Source organism: Plantibacter elymi (nom. nud.) (assembly GCF_900177795.1).
GTDB classification, from domain to species: Bacteria; Actinomycetota; Actinomycetes; order Actinomycetales; family Microbacteriaceae; genus Plantibacter; species Plantibacter elymi.
The window spans coordinates 81908-96424 of sequence record NZ_FXWJ01000003.1; the positions used below are offsets into that span (position 1 = coordinate 81908).

Sequence of the window (14517 nt, forward strand, 5' to 3'; positions counted from 1 at the left end):
GTGCGAACCCCAGGAGGTGACGTTGACGCATCCCGCGCCGGCAGCCGCTCGCCCGAAGCAGCGCGTCCCGTTCTGGGACAACGCCCGTTTCGCGTGCATCACGCTCGTGGTCATGGGCCATGCGATCCAGCGCCTGACCTCCGAGTCCGACCCCGCGCTCGTCGTGTACCTGTTCCTCTACGCCTTCCACATGCCGGCGTTCGCGATCATCAGCGGGTACTTCTCGAAGTCGGCCCCTCCCGGACGACGACAGATGCGTCGGGTGATCACGGACATCCTCCTGCCCTACCTGATCATGGAGGGGATCTGGTCCCTCGTGCAGTTCCTCGTCGAGGGCAAACGCGCGTTCAACCCGACCCAACCGTCGTGGACCCTCTGGTTCCTCCTCGCGCTCGGCATCTTCCGCCTCGTCCTGCCCTATCTCGCGCTCCTGCGTTGGCCACTGCTCTGGAGCGTGGTGATCTCGATCGGCGTCGGCTACCTCGACAACGTCGACAGCACGTTCTCGCTCTCGCGCGCACTCGGGATCCTCCCGTTCTTCGTGCTCGGGTGGCAGATCAACCGGTGGCGTCTTGTGGACCGCTGGCGTCTCGTCCGCACCAGGGCCTGGTGGATCCGGATCGCCGCCGCCGTCGTCCTCATCGCGTGGGCGGTCGTCCTCGTCGTCGGGATCGACCTGTGGCGGCGCATCGACCTGCGCTACTGGTTCTTCTACGACCGGGGGTACACCGCGCTCGGCAACGAGGATGGGACTGGCGGCCTGGTGCGACTCGCGGCGATCCTGCTGGCCGTCGTCCTCACCGCGGCGTTCTTCGTGCTCGTCCCCCGCGGCCAGTCGTGGATCACCCGGTACGGACAGTCGACGATGTACGTCTACCTGCTGCACTCCTTCGTGCTCTACCCCCTGCGTGAGTCCGGCGTCCTCACCGACACGGGCAACCCGGAGCTCGTCCTCATCGGCCTGCTGGTGCTGTCCGTCCTGATCGTCATCGTACTCTCCAGCGGACCCGTGCGCCGCATCACGAGACCGCTCATCGAACCCCGCGCGGCGTTCATCTTCAGTCGCAAGCGGGCCTTCGACCCGGAGCCCCCTCGGAGCGACCCGACCGGATCGCGCCGCGACGTCACGAGGTGACGAGGACGACCTTCCCGCGGACGTGACCGTCGATGAGGTGGCGATAGGCGTCGACGACCCGCTCGATGGGCCACACGCTGTCGATGGGGAGGACGATCTCACCCCGCGCGATCGACTCGCCGAGCGCTGCCAGCTCGTCGAGCGTCGCGTCCTGTCCACCGACGCCGCGGAACCCGTGCTCGGCGGCGAAGGGCCGGTCCGCGATCGTGTTGACCCGCTCCGGCGCGACGCCGAGGTCGCGCGCCAGCTCGAGGGTGGGCCGGCCGTGGGTGTCGATGACGGCGGTGATCCCGCCAGGGGCCGCCTCGAGGACACGCTCGCGCAGCCCGTCGCCGTACTGGACGGGGATGATGCCGAGACCGCGGAGGAACTCCTGATTGGCCGCGCCGGCGGTGCCGAGCACGACCGCGCCCGTCCGCCTGGCGAGCTGCGCGGCGAGCACGCCGACCCCGCCGGCAGCAGCACTCACGAGCACCGTGTCCGGCTGCTGGACGCCGACGGCGGCGACCGATGCGATCGCCGCGCGTCCCGCGATGTCGAGGGCGCCGGCCTGCTCGATGGTGAGCCCGTCCGGCACATGATGGAGGATGCCGGCCGGAGCGATGAGGAAGTCCGCCTGCGCGTGGAACCGGTGTCCGCCGTACACGTGGTCGCCCGTCGCGAATCCTTGGACACCGCTCCCCACGCCGTCCACCACCCCGGCGAAGTCGTTGCCGTTCCCGCTCGGGACGTCCCGTCCGAAGGAGGCGAGCGCTTCGGGTGATGCCGCGAGCTTGTGGTCGACGGGGTTGAGCCCTGCGACGAGGACACGGACGCGGACCTCGTCGTGGCCGGGCACCGGGATGTCGCCCTCGACGAGGTGGAACACCTCGGGACCACCGAACCGGTCGAACCGCACGAACCTCGCCATGATGCCTCCTCAGCCGGCTTCCGCCGACCTCCATGCTCACACGCTTCCCGGGCGAGGACCACCCTGGCCGCAGCGGACGTCACGCGCCGTTCACCCGGCCGAGCGAGAATCACGGGCATGGCATGGGTCGATGAGCTGCAGACGGCGATCACGGCGTGGTTGCTCGAGATCGCCGCGTCGGGCTGGGTGTTCCCGGCGCTGTACCTGCTGACGGTCGCCGACGCCTTCCTGGTCGTCCTACCGAGCGAAACCGCGGTGACGGCGCTCGGAGCGATCTCGGCGTCGAGCGGCTCGCCGGACCTCGCCCTCCTCATCGGCGTGGCCTGGGCGGGCGCCGTGACCGGCGACGTGTCCTGCTACCTCCTCGGACGACGGATCGGGACCACACGGTTCGCCTGGATGCGGCGCCCGCGGGTCGCGCGCGCGATCGGACGCGCGGGCGTCGCACTCGAGCGCCGCGCCGCGGCAGCCATCCTCACCGCGCGCTACATCCCGTTCGCGCGCATCGCGGTCAACCTCGTCGCCGGGGCGAGCGGTCTCCGCCCCCGTCGGTACCTTCCGATCACCGTCCTCGCAGGGCTCGCCTGGGCGCTGTGGAACGTAGGCGTCGGAGCCGTCGTCGGCCGGCTCCTCCCGGATCAGCCGGTACTCGCGACCGCCGTCTCGATCGTCGTCGCCGTCGGCCTGGGCGTGACCGTCGACCGGATCAGCGCAGCCCTGTCCGCACGACGGCGACGGACACGGGCCTCACTCGACGAGCTCGCCCCGCGCCTTCTTGCCGACGATGGAGTGCCGGCGGCTGTAGGCGAAGTAGATGATGAAGCCGAGCGCCAGCCAGACGAGGAACCGCACCCAGGTGAGCGTCGTCAGGTTGAGCATGAGCCAGACGCAGAGCACCGCTGAGAGGATCGGGAGGAACGGCGACCACGGGACGCGGAACGCACGCGGCAGCTTCGGATATTTCTTCCGCAGCACGATCACGGCGATGCTGACGAGCACGAACGCGGAGAGCGTGCCGATGTTGATCATCTCCTCGAGGATGCCCACGTCGGTCAGGCCGGCGATCAGCGCGACGAGCGCGCCGACGATGAGCTGCACCCGCACGGGTGTCTTCCGCTTCTCGGAGGTGACACTGAGTGAGCGCGGGAGCAGGCCGTCGCGGCTCATGGCGAAGACCACGCGGGCGAGGCCGAGCAGGAGCACCATGATGACGGTCGTCAGGCCGGCGAGGATGCCGATCGAGATCACCTGCGCCGCCCAGTCCGCGCCCACCGCGATGAACGCCGTCGCGAGCGAGGGGTCCTCAGCCTCGGCGAGGGTCGTGTACGGCACCATGCCGGTGAGGACGAGGCTCACACCGACGTAGAGGACGGTCACGATGGCGAGGCCGCCGAAGATGCCGCGCGGCAGGTTGCGCTGCGGGTTCTTGACCTCTTCCGCGCTCGTGGCGACGACGTCGAACCCGATGAAGGCGAAGAAGACGAGTGAGGCACCGGCGAGCAGACCGAAGACGCCGTACTGCGCGGGCGCGGCCCCCGTCATGAAGGAGAACAGCGACTGCGACCAGGCGTCGGACGCCCCACCCTTCGTCGGGACCTCGTCGGGGATGAACGGCGTGTAGTTCGCCGCCTTGACGAAGAAGGCACCGACGACGATGACGAAGATGACGATCGCCACCTTGATGATCGTGAAGACGCTCGCGACACGCGAGGACAGCTTCGTCCCGAGGACGAGCAGGGTGGTGAAGATCGCGACGATGACGAACGCGCCCCAGCTGACCTTGAGCCCGAAGACGTCGAGCTCGCTCGGCACGTCCCAGCCCCAGAGCAGGAAGACGTTGCTGAGGTAGATGCCCCAGTACTTGGCGATGACGGCGGCCGCGGTGAGCATCTCCAGGATGAGGTCCCACCCGATGATCCAGGCGAGGAGCTCACCGAGGGTGGCGTAGGTGAAGGTGTAGGCGGAGCCGGCGACAGGCACCGTGGAGGCGAACTCCGCGTAGCACATGATGGCGAGAGCACAGGTGACGGCCGCGAGGATGAACGCGAGCGACACGGACGGGCCAGCGTAGTTGCCCGCGGCCTTGGCTCCGACGGAGAAGATGCCTGCGCCGACCGCGACCGCGACACCCATGATCATGAGGTCCCAGGTGCCGAGGGTGCGCTTCAGACTGCGCCCTTCGACGCTGGAATCCGCGAGGGAGTCCTCGATGCTCTTCGTCCGCCAGATGCTCATGGTGCTCCTTGCCGTGGTGCGGTACCTCGTGGCCTCGCGCGAAGCCGACTCTCGACCTTGCCAGATGAGCAGGCTGAGGTCGAGTCGCAGACGGGATGTTCTCCGGCTGCCGGGTTCCTGGTACAACACGAACGGGCCGCCATCCCGAAGGATGACGGCCCGTCACGAAGAAGCTCGCGGTGTCAGCGCCCTTCGACAGGCTCAGGGACCGTGGGTCTCGTGAGCTGGCGGAGGGTTCAGAGTGCTGCCTAGCGGCGGAGTCCGAGGCGCTCGATCAGCGAGCGGTAGCGCTCGATGTCGACGGCCTGGAGGTAGCCGAGGAGGCGGCGACGCTGTCCGACCAGGAGCAGCAGGCCACGACGCGAGTGGTGGTCGTGCTTGTGCTCCTTGAGGTGCTCGGTGAGGTCCTTGATGCGGCGGGTCATGACCGCCACCTGGACCTCGGGGGATCCGGTGTCACCTGGGTGGGTTGCGTACTCTTCGATGATCGCCTTCTTACGGTCTCCTTCAAGCGCCATAGTGGTGATCCCCTCTCTGTTCGTTGCGCGGTGCCCGTCGCCTGATGCGTGGGCTCTCTTGATCCGCGGCCGTTCGACGGCAACCTTGTGATTCTAGCAGGTTCAGAGCGTGGGAGGTTCGCGGTGCGTCGAGCGCCGCTTCGCGTTCGCCCGTTCCTCCGCTTCGCCGGCTGCGACCCGGCGTCGGCGACGCAGCACGAGGATGAGGGCGAGCGCGATGAGGTCCAGGATCAGGAAGGCGAGGAGCAACCAGACCCAGAGCGGCGGTCCGGCACCGGCGTTCGGCGCGGGTTCAGCCGCTGCCTCGGCAGCCTCGGCGGTCGTCGTGGAGTCGTAGACGAGCCGGACCGGGTCGCCGAGCGTGGCCCCGCCGTCGGCGTTCGTCGACACGAGGGCGAGGGTGATGTCGTACTCCCCCGCGTCCGCTCCGCGAAGCCACTGGGTCATGTTGATCCTGGTGGACCATCCGCCGTCGCTCCCGATCTCGATCGGCTGCCCGTCGAAGCGGAACTCGGTCGCCCCCGTCCCGCCGGTGGATTGCAGGTCGCACGACGCATCATCGGCCGTGGAGCTGCTGAAGCAGGCCTTCGCCGAGTCGTAGAGGTCGATCGAGCGCCAGTAGGACAGCACGACGTCGGCACCCGGGTCGGCGGTGCCGGTGACGTCGAATCCGCTGACCTGCTCGCCGTCCAGGGTGTAGTCGACGCGGTAGACGGTGTCGCCGTCGGTCGGGCTCTCGATCGTCCCAGTGCCGACGGCCGACGCGGGAGCGGATGCGGCGAGCGGCAGGACGACGGATCCGGCGCCGATCGACACCGCCACCACGGCGAGCGCCGCGGTACGAGCGGCACGCTTCAGCAGCGAACCGAGTCGACGCGCTCCGGGGATCACCTGGCCACCACTCCCTCCGGCGACGCCGGACGGCGACGCACGCCACCAGTATCCCAAAGACCGGGGCGCCGAGCCTGGGAACGACGGAGGCCGGGACCGCACCCGCCGATCCCCGCCCGCGTCGGGGCGATCGGACGGAGTCGTCCGATCAGGCCCCGAGACCGCCGAGCAGCTCGGAGAACGGGCGATCGAGCGCGAACGGGTCGTCCAGGCGCCCGGAACGGTCCGAGGCCGCCACGAGTGCGCTCAACTCGCCGGCCGCGCGGTCGATCCGCGCCGGCAGGGCGCCGACCTGCGCGTCGCCCGACCCCCAGTCCTCGGAGGCCGCGAACACGGCGGTCGGCACGGTCACCGCCCGCAGGTAGGCGAACAAGGGACGCACGGCGTATTCGAGGGCGAGCGAATGTCTGGCCGACCCACCCGTCGCACCGAGGACGACGGGCACCCCGGTCAAGACGGTCGGCTCCACCACGTCGAAGAACGACTTGAACAAACCGGAGTAGCTGGAGGAGAAGATCGGCGTCACCGCGATCACGCCGTCGGCGGCGGTCATGGCTTCGATCGCCTCGGACAACCGTGGACTGGGGAACCCGGTCAGCAGGTTGTTCGTGATGTCCTGCGCGAGGTCGCGTAGCTCGATCGACGTCGTCTCGACCTGGTACCCGTCCTGCTCGAGGCGCGCCACGGTGGCGTCGCGGAGGCGGTCGGCGAGGAGGCGTGTGGACGACGGTTGACTGAGACCGGCCGACACGACGGCGAGCGTGCGCTTCGCGGTCATCGGGTCGCCCCGACCGCCGCCGCGCCGAACGCCGAACCGGATGCGACCCGACTCGTCTCGACCGCACCGGAGCGCGACGCGAGTTCCGCCTCAGCGGCCGCGACCATCGACGCGTGCGTCGGCGCCTCCGGCACGTCGGCCGGGCGGTCCTTCGCGAACTCCTTGCGCAGCACCGGCACGACCTCGCCGCCGAGGATCTCGAGCTGGTCGAGCACCGTCGCGAGCGGGAGCCCGGCGTGATCCATGAGGAACAGCTGACGCTGATAGTCACCGAAGGTCTCGCGCATCCCGGCGTACCGGTCGATGACCTGCTGCGGGCTGCCGACGGTGAGCGGCGTCTGCTCGGTGAAGTCCTCGAGCGTCGGCCCGTGACCGTACACCGGGGCGTTGTCGAAGTAGGGCCGGAACTGGGCGACGGCGTCCTGCGAGTTCTTCGCCATGAACGCCTGACCGCCGAGCCCGACGATCGCCTGCGCGGCCGTGCCGTGTCCGTAGTGCTCGAACCGCTGACGGTACAGCTGGATGAGGCGCATGTAGTGCTCCTTCGGCCAGAAGATGTTGTTCGCGAAGAAGCCGTCGCCGTAGTAGGCCGCCTGCTCGGCGATCTCGGGGCTCCGGATGGAGCCGTGCCACACGAAGGGTGGCACACCGTCGAGCGGTCGCGGCGTGGATTGGAAGCCCTGCAGCGGGGTGCGGAACTGGCCCTGCCAGTCGACGTAGTCCTCTCGCCAGAGGCGGTGGAGCAACGCGTAGTTCTCGATGGCGAGGTTGATGCCCTCACGGATGTCCTTGCCGAACCAGGGGTAGACGGGCCCCGTGTTGCCGCGGCCCATGATGAGGTCGACCCGGCCGCCGGCCAGGTGCTGCAGCATGGCGTAGTCCTCGGCGATCTTCACCGGGTCGTTCGTGGTGATGAGCGTCGTGCTCGTCGAGAGGATGAGGTCCGTGGTCTTCGCCGCGATGTAACCGAGCATGGTCGTGGGACTCGACGGGACGAAGGGCGGGTTGTGGTGCTCGCCGGTCGCGAAGACGTCGAGACCGACCTCCTCCGCCTTCACAGCGATCGCGACCATCGCCTCGATGCGCTCGTGCTCGGTGGGCGTGATCCCGGTGGTCGGGTCGGTGGTGACATCCCCCACCGTGAAGATTCCGAATTGCATCATGCGCTCCCACTCGTTCTTTCATGCGTTTGCATGGATATTCAGGACAACGGCGTTCACGCCCGCGCTATTCCCGGCCCGTTCGGCATCCTGTCCACAGCGCGCCGCGCGAGCCGCACGCCGTGTCGGCGGGCTATGGCAGGATCACCGCATGAACGGCTCACCGAACCCTTCGTCCAGCATGCCGACACCGGCCCCTCGGCACGTGTGCGGCATCGTCCCACCCTGGTTGCTCGAGCGCATCGCCGAACTCGACGCTCCGCAGCTGGCGCGTGCCGCCAGTGCCGCGCGGTACTCGCTGCTCGCCACGCGACCATACCGCTTCCCCGAGCCCGGGTCGGAGCGGGCCACCGGCCCCGTGCGCAGCGCCACCGCTGGCACGCGTCCGGTCGGCACCCCGGAGCGCAGCATCCACGACGCCCGGCGGACCGAGACCCTCCCGGGCACGCTCGTCCGCTCGGAGGGTGAGCCCGCCACCACCGACGCCGCGGTCTCCGCGGCCTACGACGGCCTCGGAGACACCCACGCCCTCTTCGCCGAGGCGTTCGCACGCGACTCCATCGACGGCCGCGGGCTGCCGTTGCTCGCCACCGTTCACTACGGCGACGACTACGACAACGCGTTCTGGAACGGCGAGCAGATGGTCTTCGGCGACGGCGACGGCGAGGTCTTCCGCAGCTTCACGAGCTCCCTCAGCGTCATCGGCCACGAGCTGGCCCACGGCGTGACGCAGTACACGGCGAACCTCGTCTACGAGGGACAGCCCGGAGCGCTCAACGAACACGTGTCCGACGTCTTCGGCGCCCTCGTCGAACAGCACGCGCGCGGCGAGGACGCGGCATCGGCCTCCTGGCTCATCGGCGAAGGGCTCTTCACGGACGAGGTCGAGGGCAACGCACTGCGTTCCATGCTCGCCCCGGGCACGGCCTACGACGACGACGTCCTCGGCAAGGACCCACAGCCGGCGCACTTCGACGACTACCTCGAGACGACCGACGACAACGGAGGCGTCCACCTCAACTCCGGTATCCCCAACCGGGCGTTCGCGACACTCGCCGTCGCCCTCGGCGGCAACGCCTGGGAGCGTGCGGGGCTCATCTGGTACGACACCCTCGTCGGCGGCCTGTCGGAGCGCGCCGACTTCGCGACCTTCGCCGCGGCGACGATCGCTGCGGCCGCCGCCAGGTTCGGTGTGGACTCGGAGGAGCACACCGCGGTCGGGCAGGCGTGGGCGCTCGTCGGCATCGAGCCGTCCGTCTGAGCGTCGTGGCAGCGCCCGGGCTCGCGGAGTAGCATCGCGGCATGAAGGTCACGGTGACGAGGAGCGGCGGTGTCGCCGGTCTCACCCGACGCTGGGAGGTCGTCGTCGACGAGCAGCCCGACGCCGACCGGTGGATCGTCCTGCTCGAGCGCCTCCCGTGGGACGACACCCCACAAGGACCACCGGTCCCGGATCGGTACGTCTACCGCATCAGATGCGCGCCCAAGGAGGCCACCCTCGGCGAGCAGCAGCTCACCGGACCCCGGCAGGAACTCGTCGAACGGGTGCGCGCCGTCCAGCCGCCACGCGACTGACGATTCCCCGCCCGTCGCGTGACGCCGACGGCGTCAGTGCTGCGGGAAGCGCTCCGCCAGCAGTTCGATCGTCCGCTCACGTGCGGGCGCCGAGTTCGACGGCGTGCCCTCCCGTGCCGACCCGACGGGCGACACCATGACCTCGTCGACACCGAAGCGGTCGGCGAGACCCTGCAGCTCCGCCGCAGCCTGGTCGGCGTCGCCGATGATCCAGGCAGCGCGCATCTGCTCGACGAAACCGAGCTCGAGATCGCTCTGCTCGGTCGCGGCCGCTTCTTCGACGGTCGCGATGGGTCCGAGCGGTTTGCCGGAACGCAGTCTCGCCATCTGCTGCAGGTTGGGGAGCGCCAACGCCTCCGCCTCGGCGGCCGTGTCGGCGACCACGGCGTTCGCGGTCAGGAAGGTGCGAGGCGCGTCGAGATGTGCTGACGGCTGGAAACTGGACCGGTAGAGCTCGAGGGCCCGAGCCGTCCCCTGGCCGGAGAAGTGATGCGCGAAGACGTAAGGCAGTCCGAGTGCTGCGGCGAGCGCCGCCGAGTAGTCGCTCGAACCGAGCAACCACACGTCCGGCACACTGCCGGCCTTCGGCGTCCCCCGCAGGGCGTACTCCTCGCCGGAGGTCATCCGCACGCTCGCACCGTCGACGCCGAGGAGGGCGACGATGTCCTGCACGTTGTTCGGGAACCGGTCGACGTCGCTCGTGTTGCCGGACTGGCGGAGCACGGCGGAGATGACGGGGTCGCTGCCGGGAGCCCGGCCGAGGCCGAGGTCGATGCGACCGGGCGCGGAGGCCTCGAGGAGGGCGAACTGCTCGGCGACGACGAGCGGCGCGTGGTTCGGGAGCATCACGCCGCCGGAGCCGACCCGGATCCGCTGCGTGGCGGCGGCCAGGATGCCGATGACGACCGCGGGGTTCGTGGATGCGACGGACGGCATGTTGTGGTGCTCGGCCACCCAATACCGGTGGTACCCCAGCTCGTCGGCGCGCTTCGCCAGGGCGATCGTCGCGGCGAGTGCCGCAGCTGTGTCCTGGTCGGTGCGGACGGGGATGAGATCCAGTATCGAGAGTCGCATGGTCACCTTTCGTCGCGCTGCCGAACGGCGACAGGCGCATCAGGGTGCAGCGCTCGGACGGCCTGACATATTCCGCCTCGGCGACCGCAGCGGATTCCCAGGGCGATCCAAGCCGGATGCCGCACCTGACGCGTACGCTGGACGCCCGCGACCGTGAAGGAGCACAGCATGGGATTCCTCGATCGACTGCTCGGACGCCCCGAGTCCGATGGACCTGTCCAGGCGACGGGCGGCGGGAGCCCCGCCTCGGCCCCCGCGCGGACGGAGGACGAGATCGCCGTCGAACGCTACCGGTACCTCCTGCGCACCGCGCCGCCGGAGACCATCGAACAGGTCCACGAAGAGGCCTTCACGAAGCTCACCCCCGAGCAGCGGGGCATCCTGTACCGCCAGTTGTCGGAGGACGCCCCGACCGGTGAGGCACCGGCAGACGACTCCCCCAAGGCCCTCGCACGTTCGGCCACCCGGGCCGAAGTGCGGCAGCCCGGGATCCTCGAGCGCAACCTCGGTCCGCAGGGCGGCGGGATGGGCTTCGGCGGCATGCTGGCCAGCTCGATGCTCGGCACCATCGCCGGTGTCGTGGTCGGTTCGGCCATCGCGCAGGCGTTCATTCCGGACACCGTCGGGACCGATGCCGGCGGCGCCGATCAGAGCGGTGCCGAGGCCGGGGCGGGAGACGGCGCGGCGACCGACGCCTCCGCAGCCGACACCTCCGCCGACGGCAGCGGCTGGGGTGACGGTGGATTCGGCGACTTCGGCGGTGGCGGCGGCGACTTCGGTGGCGGCGGCGACTTCGGATTCTGAGGCCTGACGGCACCCTCGGCGCGCCGACGCGTGTCCGTCAGCGCCGCTGACCACCCGCGGTCCGCGCCGGAGCGGCTGTCCGGAGTTCCACGGCCCGCTGGGCGAGCAACTCGATGACCGCTTCGATCCGTGATTCACGGTGTGTGTCCTTCGAGCGCTCGACCCACAGCGCGAGTTCCCGTTGCGCGCTGTTCGGCAAGCCGCGGAAGAACGCCAATCTCCCCGCGTCATCGATCGCTTCTTCGAGGTCCGGCCGCAGCCGCACCACCGTACCGGTCGCCGACAACGGCGCGGCTCCCACATCAGCGTGTCTGCCCATGCCGCAACGGTAGTGGCTCGGGCCTCAGCCGTCGAGCGGGTCGCTCAGGCGAGTTCCCACGACGCGACGCCACCGCCGACGACGACGAACACCGGGTGCGGCTGCGGTCGCCAGACCTTCGCCCACCGGGACGCGACGTCGGGGCTGCGTCCGAGCAGGTGCCGTCGCAGGTTGCCCCATTCGTAGTCGAGCTGGCCGTCGGTCACGACGAGGGGTTCCGGGAGGACGCCGGCCGCGACGACACGCGCACGGTCGAAGACGATGTCGCGCTCCTGCGCCTCGTCGGCGACACCGTTGAGGTAGGCCGCGATCGCCTCCAGCGGTTCGTCGGCCTCGAGGAAGCGCTGCAGCTGCGGGTGTGCACGAAGGCTCGATCCGGGCTCCTGCAGGACCCGTTGGGCGATCAGCCCCTCACGCCAGGACGAGGTCAGCGCCTGGGCGTCGAAGTACCGGGGATGGATCGACCAGAGACGCATGACTCCATCCTGCCCGAGGGCGCTGACAACCGACTCCGGGCAGCCCCTGCCCTCGCCGCGGAGCCCTGCCGCGACGCGCGTAGGCTGAGGTGCATGTCTGAGCGCGCACCATCCCGTCACCCGATGCCCCGGTGAGCGCTGCACCCGCATCCGGGCGGCGCGGGCTCCTCGTCGATCTGAGTCCGCTCCGGGAGAGTCCAGCCTTCGCCCGGCTGTGGATCGGCGGCGCGATCACCGGGATCGGCGGTCAGATGACCATCGTCGCCGTCGGCCTCCAGGTCTACGACCTCACCGCGTCGACGTTCGCCGTCTCGCTCGTGGGCGTCATCGCCCTCATCCCGATGATCTGCTTCGGGCTCTACGGCGGCATGCTCGCGGACGCGTTCGACCGACGCACGGTCGCCCTGACGGCCGCCGTGGTCACGTGGGTGTCGACGGCGATCATCGCGGTGCTCGCCTGGAGTGGCTCAGAGGTGGTCTGGCCCCTGTACCTCCTCACGACGATCAACGCCGTGTCGACGACCATCGTCGGGACGACGCGGCAGGCGATCCTCCCCCGGCTGCTGCCGGCCCGCCTCCTGCCGTCCGCCGCGGCGTTGTCCGGCATCGCAGCGGGCGTCATGGTGACCGTCGGGCCAGCGCTGGCCGGGGTGCTCGTGGCCGGCGTCGGCTTCCGGTGGACCTACACGATCGACGTCGTGCTGTTCGTCGCCGCCTTCCTCGGGATCGCGTCGCTGCCGAAGATCCTGCCCGAAGGCGGCGTCAGTCGGCTTCCGGGCCTCGCGAGCCTGGTCGACGGCTGGACCTTCCTCCGGACGGCTCCGAACGTCCGGATGACGTTCATCGTCGACATCGTCGCGATGACGTTCGGCAACCCACGGGTGCTCTACCCGGCCGTCGGGACCCTGTTGCTCGGTGGCGGCGCGATCACCGTCGGGGTCCTGACCGCGGCCGGCGCGGTCGGCACACTGCTGTCGAGCCTCGTCTCCGGACGACTCGGCCGGATCGACCGCCAGGGCCGTGCCATCGAGCGGGCCATCATCGTCTACGGGCTCGCCATCACCTGTTTCGGCGCGGTCCTCGCGTGGGTCACGTTCTCCGGAACGGCGACGCACGATGCCGCCGACGCGAACCTGCCCGCCATCGTGATCGCGGCGATCGCACTCGCCGTCGCCGGAGCGGCCGACAACATCAGCTCGATCTTCCGGATGACGATCCTCCAGGCGGCCGTGCCCGATGCCGTCCGAGGCCGGTTGCAGGGCGTCTTCACCGTCGTCGTGACCGGCGGACCCCGCGTCGGCGACCTCTACATCGGCCTCGCGGCTTCGGCCTTCGCGCTCTGGGTACCGGCGCTCGCCGGCGGACTCATCGTCGTCGTGCTCGTCTGGACGCTCGTCCGCGTCCAAGGGGCCTTCCGCCGCTACGACGCCAGGACGCCGACGCCGTAGCGCCTAGGCGGGAGCCGTGGCGATCGAGAAGACGTCGCGACCGCTGAGCGAGGCTCGGCCGGGCAGCCCCTCGAGCTCGAGCACCAGCCCGAGCCCTGCCACCTCGTATCCGGCGCGCTCGATGAGGTTGACCGCCGCACCGCAGCTGCCGCCCGTCGCGAGCACGTCGTCGAGGATGAGCACGCGCGTCCCGGCCGGCAGCTGCTCGGTGCGCAGCTCCAGGGCGGCGGCGCCGTACTCGAGTCCGTAGTCCTCGCGGAGCACCTCACCCGGCAGCTTGCCCGCCTTGCGGATGGGGACCAGTCGCGTGTGGGTCGCGTACGCGACCGCCGCGGCCAGCAGGAACCCACGGGCCTCGACACCGGCGACGGCGTCGAAGCGACCCTCGAAGCGCGACGCCAGCTCGTCGATGATGGCGCGGAAGGCGTCGGCGTCGGCGAAGACCGGGGTCAGGTCGCGGAACAGGATGCCGGGCGTCGGGAAGTCCGGAATGGTCGCCGTCAGACGGTCGACGTACTGGGTTGCGGTGGTCATGTGGTCCTCGTTCGGTCTGGGAGACATGCGACACCCCTCGCCTCAGCGACGCGTCGGTCGAGAGAGACGAGGGGTGACCTGCGGATGGTTACTTGACGCCCAGGAGGTCGATCACGAAGACGAGCGTCTGGCCGGAGAGCTGGTGGCCACTGCCGGCCGGGCCGTAGGCGAGCTCCGGCGGGACCGTGAGCTTGCGACGGCCGCCGACCTTCATGCCGGGGATGCCGTGCTGCCAGCCCTGGATGAGGTTGCGCAGCGGGAAGTTGATGGACTGCCCGCGGCTCCACGAGGAGTCGAACTCCTCGCCGGAGTCGTAGCCGACGCCGAGGTAGTGGACGTCGACGGTCGAGGAGGCCTGCGCCTCGTCGCCTTCGCCGAGGAAGATGTCCTCGATGACGAGTTCGGTGGGGGCCGGGCCCGTGGGGGCGTCGACCTCGGGCTTGGTGCGTGCTGAATCGGTCATGACTCCATCCAAGCAGTTCCGCCTGACCGGTTCACGCGGATTTCGCTGAGCGCGTGACGCCCCGGGCCGACGCCGGGTGGCGTGGTCGTGGCGCTGCGCCCGGTACTTGGGGGTTGCGGGCCGCGGCACCCGGGTGCATGCTGGAGGAACAGACCAACTCATCGCCCGGGCGACTCGCAGGCATTGCCGCAGCACCG

Annotated in this window: 16 protein-coding genes and 1 pseudogene; 6 read left to right on the forward strand and 11 right to left on the reverse strand. The window is 69.9% G+C overall.

Going from position 1 to position 14517, the window contains the following annotated elements; all coding sequences use genetic code 11:
* Positions 1-22 precede the first annotated feature (22 nt).
* Positions 23-1135, forward strand: a complete 1113-nt coding sequence (locus CCK91_RS09890) for an acyltransferase family protein (protein WP_242664501.1) — start codon at positions 23-25, stop codon at positions 1133-1135.
* Here the strand turns inward: CCK91_RS09890 and CCK91_RS09895 are convergent.
* On the reverse strand, positions 1125-2045 hold the full coding sequence (locus CCK91_RS09895) for an NADP-dependent oxidoreductase (RefSeq protein WP_086473896.1): 921 nt from the start codon (positions 2043-2045) through the stop codon (positions 1125-1127). The genes CCK91_RS09890 and CCK91_RS09895 overlap by 11 nt on opposite strands.
* Positions 2046-2162: 117 nt before the next feature.
* Between CCK91_RS09895 and CCK91_RS09900 the strand changes: the two are divergent.
* Positions 2163-2648 (forward strand): annotated as a pseudogene (locus CCK91_RS09900) (DedA family protein); the annotation flags it as partial.
* Between the two features lie 144 nt (positions 2649-2792).
* On the opposite strand, the gene CCK91_RS09905 reads toward CCK91_RS09900, so the two are convergent.
* From CCK91_RS09905 to CCK91_RS09925, 5 genes are all read right to left on the reverse strand, one after another.
* Entirely contained in the window at positions 2793-4280 is a 1488-nt protein-coding gene (locus CCK91_RS09905; RefSeq protein ID WP_071262327.1) for an amino acid permease, read from the reverse strand.
* Between the two features lie 248 nt (positions 4281-4528).
* A complete protein-coding gene (gene rpsO / locus CCK91_RS09910; RefSeq protein ID WP_056012204.1) occupies positions 4529-4798 on the reverse strand; it encodes a 30S ribosomal protein S15 in 270 nt (89 codons plus the stop codon).
* Between the two features lie 102 nt (positions 4799-4900).
* Positions 4901-5689, reverse strand: coding sequence for a hypothetical protein (locus CCK91_RS09915; protein WP_086473897.1), 789 nt, complete (start codon positions 5687-5689; stop codon positions 4901-4903).
* 148 nt (positions 5690-5837) lie between these two features.
* Positions 5838-6467, reverse strand: coding sequence for an FMN reductase (locus tag CCK91_RS09920; protein ID WP_086473898.1), 630 nt, complete (start codon positions 6465-6467; stop codon positions 5838-5840).
* Positions 6464-7627, reverse strand: a complete 1164-nt coding sequence (locus CCK91_RS09925) for an LLM class flavin-dependent oxidoreductase (protein ID WP_079707385.1) — start codon at positions 7625-7627, stop codon at positions 6464-6466. The genes CCK91_RS09920 and CCK91_RS09925 overlap by 4 nt, the downstream gene beginning before the upstream one ends.
* A 151-nt stretch (positions 7628-7778) precedes the next feature.
* On the opposite strand from CCK91_RS09925, the gene CCK91_RS09930 reads away from it, so the two are divergent.
* Positions 7779-8888 carry a M4 family metallopeptidase gene (locus tag CCK91_RS09930; protein ID WP_242664502.1) on the forward strand — a complete coding sequence of 370 codons (1110 nt, stop codon included), beginning with the start codon at positions 7779-7781 and terminating at the stop codon, positions 8886-8888.
* A 41-nt stretch (positions 8889-8929) separates the two neighbouring features.
* Positions 8930-9202 carry a protealysin inhibitor emfourin gene (locus CCK91_RS09935; RefSeq protein WP_086473899.1) on the forward strand — a complete coding sequence of 91 codons (273 nt, stop codon included), beginning with the start codon at positions 8930-8932 and terminating at the stop codon, positions 9200-9202.
* A gap of 33 nt (positions 9203-9235) precedes the next feature.
* Here the strand turns inward: CCK91_RS09935 and CCK91_RS09940 are convergent, their stop codons facing one another.
* Positions 9236-10276: an LLM class flavin-dependent oxidoreductase gene (locus tag CCK91_RS09940; protein ID WP_064294475.1), complete on the reverse strand. Its 1041-nt coding sequence runs from the start codon at positions 10274-10276 to the stop codon at positions 9236-9238.
* A 168-nt stretch (positions 10277-10444) separates the two neighbouring features.
* Here CCK91_RS09940 and CCK91_RS09945 point away from each other — a divergent pair, with 168 nt between their 5' ends.
* Positions 10445-11080 (forward strand): hypothetical protein, encoded by a 636-nt coding sequence (locus tag CCK91_RS09945; RefSeq protein ID WP_086473900.1) that lies wholly within the window; start codon positions 10445-10447, stop codon positions 11078-11080.
* Between the two features lie 37 nt (positions 11081-11117).
* On the opposite strand, the gene CCK91_RS09950 is transcribed toward CCK91_RS09945, so the two are convergent.
* Together CCK91_RS09950 and CCK91_RS09955 are read right to left on the reverse strand one after the other, a co-directional pair.
* Complete coding sequence (locus CCK91_RS09950; RefSeq protein ID WP_085513075.1) at positions 11118-11399, reverse strand: YdeI/OmpD-associated family protein; 282 nt, start codon at positions 11397-11399, stop codon at positions 11118-11120.
* Positions 11400-11443: 44 nt separating this feature from the next.
* A complete protein-coding gene (locus tag CCK91_RS09955) occupies positions 11444-11875 on the reverse strand; it encodes a pyrimidine dimer DNA glycosylase/endonuclease V (protein WP_086473901.1) in 432 nt (143 codons plus the stop codon).
* Positions 11876-12006: 131 nt separating this feature from the next.
* Here CCK91_RS09955 and CCK91_RS09960 point away from each other — a divergent pair, with 131 nt between their 5' ends.
* Positions 12007-13323 carry an MFS transporter gene (locus CCK91_RS09960; RefSeq protein ID WP_207568209.1) on the forward strand — a complete coding sequence of 439 codons (1317 nt, stop codon included), beginning with the start codon at positions 12007-12009 and terminating at the stop codon, positions 13321-13323.
* Between the two features lie 3 nt (positions 13324-13326).
* Here the strand turns inward: CCK91_RS09960 and CCK91_RS09965 are convergent, their stop codons facing one another.
* Positions 13327-13857, reverse strand: a complete 531-nt coding sequence (locus CCK91_RS09965) for an adenine phosphoribosyltransferase (protein WP_086473902.1) — start codon at positions 13855-13857, stop codon at positions 13327-13329.
* A gap of 88 nt (positions 13858-13945) precedes the next feature.
* Positions 13946-14320 carry an FKBP-type peptidyl-prolyl cis-trans isomerase gene (locus CCK91_RS09970; RefSeq protein ID WP_064294480.1) on the reverse strand — a complete coding sequence of 125 codons (375 nt, stop codon included), beginning with the start codon at positions 14318-14320 and terminating at the stop codon, positions 13946-13948.
* Positions 14321-14517 lie beyond the last annotated feature (197 nt).